This window comes from Acinetobacter sp. AKBS16 (assembly GCF_002899995.1).
Classification (GTDB): domain Bacteria; phylum Pseudomonadota; class Gammaproteobacteria; order Pseudomonadales; family Moraxellaceae; genus Acinetobacter; species Acinetobacter baumannii.
In genome coordinates, this window is the sequence record NZ_POYH01000098.1 from 76104 (window position 1) to 83179 (window position 7076).

Genomic DNA, 7076 nt, shown 5'->3' on the forward strand with positions numbered 1-7076 from the left:
GTATGGCGATGGAAGACGCCGTAACTTTAGGTGAAGCGTTACGTGTTACTGACCATGACATTTTAAAAGCTTTTGATATTTACCAAAAAGCACGAGTAGCACGTACAGCACGTATTGTTTTATCTTCACGTGAAATGGGCAAAATTTACCATGCCAAAGGTGTGGAACGCTTAGTTCGCAACGATTTGTGGCGTGGACGTCCTACGGAACGTTTTTATGATGCAATGGAATGGTTATATGGCTGGAATGTCAATAAATGCCTTGATGCAGTGAAAAACTATCAAGGGAATGTGGCATGAAACTTTATAGCTTTTTCCGTAGTGGCACATCACATCGAACCCGTATTGTGTTGAACCTAAAGGGTTTGGCTTATGAAGCGACTTATATCTCGCTCGCTAAAAACGAACACCATCAAGCTGCTTTTAAAGCTTTAAATCCGCAAGGGTTTGTACCAGTACTTGAAACTGAATCGGGAAACTTGTTGCAAAGTCCAGCCATTATCGAATGGCTAGAAGAACAATATCCTGAACCTGCTTTATTACCTACAGATGTATTGGGTCGTGAAAAAGTCCGTGCCATTGCTGCATTAGTTGGATGCGATGTTCATCCCCTAAATAACAAGCGTGTTCTTGAATATTTACGCCAGAACTTAGGGCTGGATGATACACAAATCAATGCATGGTGTGCCAAGTGGATTCAAGATGGATTTACTGCTTTAGAGCATATTTTGGAACAAGACCAGAATCGCGAAAAGTTCTGCTATGGCAAGCAACCGACCATTGCAGATGCCTATTTGGTTCCACAAGTAGTTTCTGCTGAGCGTTTTAAAGTCGATTTATCGGTTTATCCAAACATTAATGAGATTTACCAACATTGCATGACGCTAGAAGCATTTCAAAAGGCAGCGCCTGAACAGCAGGCCGATGCATTTTGAGTCGTGATTAACTTAATAGAAGGAATTTACATATGTCATTTATTTTCGAACCAATGACCACTGCGGGTCTATTTATTCACGGCTCAGAGCATAAATTTCCAGTACGCCGTATATATTGCGTTGGCCGTAACTATGCTGCTCATGCACGTGAAATGGGTTTTGACCCAGACCGTGAACCACCATTTTTCTTTTGTAAGCCAAATGATCTTGAGTCGGTTGTCCCGGTAAATACAGATGCGGTTGATATTCCATATCCATCTGAAACTTCAAATTTTCATTATGAAATCGAGTTGGTCGTTGCAATTGGTAAAAATGCCAAAAATGTCTCAGTTGAGGATGCAGTGAACTATATCTATGGCTATGCCGTTGGTTTAGATATGACACGCCGTGACTTACAGATGGCAATGCGTGAAAAAGGCCGCCCATGGGAAATCGGTAAGGCTTTTGATTTTTCTGCACCAGTTGGCCCAATTCATCCGATTACTCAAACGGGTGAAATCAATAATGCCGATATTCATTTAACGGTAAATGGTAAAACCGAACAGCACAGCGATGTCAGTCATCTGATTTGGTCTGTGGCCGAAACGATTGCCAATTTGTCTACGCTATTTGAACTAAAAGCAGGTGATTTGATTTTTACAGGAACTCCAGAAGGCGTGGGTGCGGTAGTGAAAGGTGATGTTATGCGTGCAGACATTACCGGACTGACTGGAATTACGGTGAAGGTGAAATAAATCAAATTGATCTGATTTATTGAAATCGGTGCTCAACCTAAATAAAAAATACAGTTGGGCACCTTTGCTAAGGATTGCATATACGCCAATGTATTGGCGAAAGGAGCTCTCATGTCTCAAAATTCTATAGACGTACAAAGTTTCATTGATGAAATACCGCTATCGTCTTTGCAAAAATTAATCATGTGGTTGTGTTTTTTGATCGTTGCGATTGATGGTTTCGATACCGCAGCAGTTGGGTTTATTGCACCTGCTTTAAAGGCAGAATGGGGGTTGCAAGCAACCGATTTGGCACCTTTATTTGGCGCTGGTTTATTTGGACTGATGGCAGGTGCACTCATTTTTGGGCCGTTATCCGATAAATTAGGCCGTAAACCGATTTTGATTGGTTCAGTCATCATGTTTGGAATTGCCAGTGTTTTTGCCTCTTTTTCACCAGATTTACAAACCCTAATTATTTGGAGATTTCTCACTGGATTGGGCTTAGGTGGGGCTTTACCTAATGCAATTACTCTAACCTCTGAATATGCGCCTACATCTCGCCGTTCTAATTTAGTGACCATGATGTTCTGTGGTTTTACCATTGGTTCTGCTCTTGGTGGCATTTTTTCAGCTCAGCTACTTCCTCATATTGGTTGGCACGGTATTTTGCTTATTGGGGGAGTGTTACCTTTAGCGACTGTACCTTTCTTATATTTTTTACTACCTGAATCCCTTCGCTTTTTAGTACTTAAAAAGAAGAGTCCCGAGAAAATTGAAAAGATTATTCACCGTATCGCACCGCATTTAAATAACACACCAACTTTGGTTCCAACAGTCAATGAAGTTGAAAAATCAACTTTGAAAGATTTGTTTAATAAAGGCTTTGCTTTAGGCACTTTTTTGATTTGGTTTACCTTTTTTATGAGCCTTCTCATTATTTATATGATTTCAAGTTGGATGCCTACTTTATTAACCAATGAGGGCTTTAATTTATCCAACGCATCATGGCTTACTTCAATTTTCCAAATAGGTGGAACCATTGGTGCCATTGTTTTAGGCCTGCTAATGGATAAGATGGATGCAACCAAAATTTTAAGTACGGCTTATGTTTTTGGTGGTTTTTTTCTGATTTGCTTAGGGTTTGGAATTGAACAGGCAAATGCGGTTTTATTGATGTTTGCTATGTTTGGGGTAGGTGCTGGAATTAGTGGATCACAAGTGGGAGCAAACGCTTTTGCATCTAGTTTTTATCCAACACATTGCCGTGCAACAGGGGTAAGTTGGGCCAATGCAGTAGGGCGCTCAGGGTCGATTGTGGGATCAATTATGGGCGGCTGGTTAATGTCATTAAATCTCTCCAGTTTTGAAATTTTAAGTATTTTAGCGATACCTGCATTTTGTGCCGCGGTTTCGTTGTTACTCATTAAACGTTTAAAGAAAAATCAATCTCAAGTTTTAGTCGCTTCGAATTGAGTCAACACGATTCCACTGAAAAAATATATGTCTGTACCAAAGGATGGCGCAGACAATAGTTAAAGGATGATTTGTTTCATGAAATATTTAAAAATCGAATATTTAAAGTTTTCTACTCTTTTATTTATCTGTAGTGGTCATTCAATATTGTGGGCAGCAGATACCACTCAACAAGACGAAGATGAATGGAAATTCACGCTAAAGAATGCCTATATAAACCGTGACTTTGATAATGATGCAATCAAAGATACGGGCAGTTGGTCTCAGGCAGCTTCATTATTTTATAAGTCGAAAATGCATGACACCCCACTGCAAATTGCAGATAAGCCCATTACCATTGGTGCCGATGCTTCTGTTCAATATGCCGTTCGCTTGAGCTCAGATAAACACGTTGCGGACACGGTTTTACCTTTTAATAAAGAAACTCAGTCACAAGCATCGGACTTTTTAAAATACGGCGCAACTTTAAAACTAGGCTACGACAAATCCCTTTTAAGTGTCGGTGAACTCTGGTTAGACCTGCCTGTAACGGCTGTTGATGCTAGTCGTCAGTTACTCACTTCGTATTGGGGAACCAATCTTAAGTCACAACTTTCAGATCAGCTCTATGCAGAAATTGGACGAGTTGAAAAAGTTTCGCCACGACATGAAGAAGATTTTAAAAAGTTTTCTTTTACAGCGAACGGCATTACCAAAGAATCTGATGGCTTAAATTATATTGATCTGCGATATCAATTCACGCCGTCTTTAAAGGCTGAATATTACTTCGGTAATTTAGAAGATCTGTATAATAAACACTATGTAGGACTTGAGCACAATTGGAAACAATCTAATTTTGCTCTTACGTCTAAATTTAAATACTTCAATGCAAAAGATGATAGCAATACTTTTGATATTGATGCGCAGAACATTGGTTTACTTGAAACTGTAAAAGTAAAAAACCACACCTTTGGCTTGGGCTATCAGCAGATCATTGGTGAGTCAGCTTATCCGCTACCGGATGGTTTTTTACCAGAAACCTATTTTATTAACTGGAACGCTACTGGTTTCTTTAAAGAAGACGAAAAGTCTTACCATGTGATGTACGGCTACGATTTTAAAGACTATGTGTCTGGCCTAAATGCGATGGTGAAATATGTTTACGGTCATGACTTTAAAGCTGCCAATGGCGAGAAAAACCACGAAACCGAGTCGAATGTGATTTTAAACTATACGTTTCAACAGCCTTTCTTAAAGGGTGTTGCCCTGCAATACATTCGAATTGATTACAACGTAAAACATGGCAATGACTTTGGCGAAGATCGCTTTTTTGTAAACTATACCAAGAAGTTTTAAAGACTTTTTAAAACTCATTATTAAAAAAGAGACCATAAAAGGTCTCTTTTTTTCTTTCATATTCCAAGGTTTAGACTAACTATTTAGTCGTATCCACAGAAACCACAACAGATAGACCAGGACGCAACAATTTAATATCAGGTTGGTTCTCAAGGAGTTTGATGCGTAAAGGTAAACGCTGAACAATTTTAGTAAAGTTACCCGTCGCATTTGTTGCTGAAATTGGCGAGAAGAATGTACCAGTCGATGGTGAAAAACTGTCTACCACACCTTTTAACTCAACATTGTAAGCGTCGACATAAACAGTGACAGGCTGGCCGATTTTAATTTGTTTTAGCTCAATTTCACGGAAGTTTGCTTCTACATACACTTGATCTAAAGGCACAACCACCATGAGTGGATTACCTGCGCCAACAAAGTTGCCCACATTTGCAGACTTTTGCCCAATCATGCCATCAATAGGTGCTCGAATTTCTGTATAGCTCAGATTCAGTTTTGCTTTATCAAGCGCAGCTTGGGCTTGTTTCAAAGCCGCTTGTTTAGCTTGAACCTGAATCTTATATTGGTTGAGCTGATACTGCGCATCAATGATTTTTTCTTTACTGCTGTCCAAGTCGGCATATTGCTCGGTCAATGTGGTTTTTGACTGTTGTGTAATCAATCTAGATTCAGCACCAAGTGCCTGTAATTGCTCATAGCGTGCGGTATTATCTTTGGTGAGTTTAATGCCAGCTTCTACTTTTCTAAGCTGGGCCTCTGTTTCTCGAATAACAGTTGGTTGTCTTTCTACGGCCAGCATTGCTTCATTTAAGTCAGCTTGTGCTTTGGCATAATTAGATTCAGCTTCAGCTAAAGCCGCCTGATAATCACGTGCATCAATCCGTGCCAAAAGCTGGCCTTTTTTTACGGTCTGGTGATCTTTAATATAAATTTCTTCAATATTACCTGACACTTTGGGAGCAATGGTTGAGTACTCGACATCTACCCGTGCATCGTCAGTTTTAACAACGGAAGAAGGTAAAAATATAACTTTTAAAATCCATAAAATGGAAACTAGAACGATAATAAATGCAATAACCATAACCCAGTGTTTCTTAAGATATTGCATCTTTGTTAACTTGGGTGACTCGGTCATGGAGTGATCTTGGGCTTCGAGAGTACTCATAAAGATTTTCCTGAGTTATGACTATTCATTAACTTAATGAGAGCAATGCGTGGTGGATAAGTTCTAACTGGCAAAATCAGCATAACGATAAATAAAATTGCAGTAAGTCCCGCTAAAATCAGATATTGATCACTAATGACTAAAACAGATTGCTGTGCCTGAATCGCAGAATTTAAGGCAGATAAACCACCGGAAACACGTTCGGTACCCTCTGCACTCAGCACAGGCGGGGTAAGAGGATTAATAACAGGACCTTGAATATTTTGAAAAACATGTTGTGCAGTATTTTCAATCAGCCGTGTTGAATGGTATTCACCACGTACTCGATTGACCCAGTCTAAAAGGCACACACCAAGTACGCCGCTAATAGCACGCGGGGTGTTAATCATAGGTGAAGCATAGATTGCCATAGTTGGGTGGACACTATTAGTACCCATCATGAGGAGCGAAAGCACTACACAGGTTTGTCCTAAACATGAGATTGCATGCCAAAAATAGAATTGGTCTTGGTTCCAAGTCGTATCAAGCTGACTTGCACCTAAGCAGCCAACCATAACCAAAAGTAAACCAAACCCATGTACATATCGGCTATCAACCCAAGCTTGGTTCAAAACTTTAATAACAATCGGGATATAGATAAATTGTAATGCGGCAATTTGTAAGCCAATCCACATGGTTTGAGTGGGCTTATAACCATGCACAGCGCTTAAGTAATTAAGGGGTAATGTACTGGTTGACATACCAATAACCACAAAGCAGAACAACGCAATAACAGCATAACCAAAATTTCGTATTTCGAGCATTTGCGGTTTAATTAATGGTGTTGGATAGCGCCATTCATGTATTAAAAATAAAGGGAGGGTAATGGCACTCATTAAAGCCAAAACACAAATCAATTTTGAATGGAACCAGTCCAAATGATTGCCATGCAAAAGCATGGTACTAAGGCTTGCCAAACCAATAATGGCTAGAATCGCGCCAGTCCAATCGTAAGTTTTTATTCTTGAGTAATTTAATGGATCTTGCGGAATACCGAAGTAAACTAACGCAGCACTTAAAGCACAAAAAGGGATGGTTTGGAAAAATATCATCTTCCAACCAATCACATCTAAATAAAAGGCAGCAAGCGCAGCGCTTAAGTTTGGGAAAAAAGTTGCTGTTAATGCATAGCAGGCCAAGCCCCATAGACGAATTTCAGGTCCTAGGAATCTAAGTGCACATGCCATTAATAAAGGAATAGTTAAACCATTGGCGAGTCCTTGTAAGCCCCGTAATAAATAAAATATTTCGATATTTGGGCTAAAAGGAATTAAAACGCTAGAGAAGAGGCAAAGTCCTATCGCAAAAAGAAGAACCCGACGCATAGAAAAAATAACCGCCCAACTGGTGGACAGGATCATCCCAATAATCATGGCACTGGCATAAATACTGCTGACCCAATAACCAGAGTCGC

General features: G+C 39.7%; 6 protein-coding genes and 1 pseudogene. 5 read left to right on the forward strand and 2 right to left on the reverse strand.

The genetic code is table 11. The annotated features are described in order from the left end of the window. The 5 genes and pseudogenes from C1642_RS19910 to C1642_RS18000 all read left to right on the forward strand — a co-directional run. Window positions 1-299: pseudogene (locus tag C1642_RS19910) on the forward strand (3-hydroxybenzoate 6-monooxygenase); the annotation flags it as partial. Continuing rightward, window positions 296-934 carry a maleylacetoacetate isomerase gene (maiA, locus tag C1642_RS17985; protein WP_000781207.1) on the forward strand — a complete coding sequence of 213 codons (639 nt, stop codon included), beginning with the start codon at window positions 296-298 and terminating at the stop codon, window positions 932-934. The pseudogene C1642_RS19910 and the gene maiA, both read left to right, overlap by 4 nt. 32 nt (window positions 935-966) lie before the next feature. Further along, window positions 967-1668, forward strand: coding sequence for a fumarylacetoacetate hydrolase family protein (locus tag C1642_RS17990; RefSeq protein ID WP_000008093.1), 702 nt, complete (start codon window positions 967-969; stop codon window positions 1666-1668). A 111-nt stretch (window positions 1669-1779) separates the two neighbouring features. Beyond that, on the forward strand, window positions 1780-3123 hold the full coding sequence (locus tag C1642_RS17995) for an MFS transporter (protein WP_000081456.1): 1344 nt from the start codon (window positions 1780-1782) through the stop codon (window positions 3121-3123). 78 nt (window positions 3124-3201) lie between these two features. Further along, complete coding sequence (locus C1642_RS18000) at window positions 3202-4458, forward strand: OprD family outer membrane porin (RefSeq protein ID WP_416202836.1); 1257 nt, start codon at window positions 3202-3204, stop codon at window positions 4456-4458. Window positions 4459-4537: 79 nt separating this feature from the next. On the opposite strand, the gene C1642_RS18005 is transcribed toward C1642_RS18000, so the two are convergent. Then, window positions 4538-5623 (reverse strand): HlyD family secretion protein, encoded by a 1086-nt coding sequence (locus C1642_RS18005; RefSeq protein WP_103236696.1) that lies wholly within the window; start codon window positions 5621-5623, stop codon window positions 4538-4540. Further along, window positions 5620-7076, reverse strand: a 1457-nt coding sequence (locus tag C1642_RS18010) for an MFS transporter (protein ID WP_228153983.1), incomplete at its 5' end; no start/stop codon positions are given. The genes C1642_RS18010 and C1642_RS18005, both read right to left, overlap by 4 nt.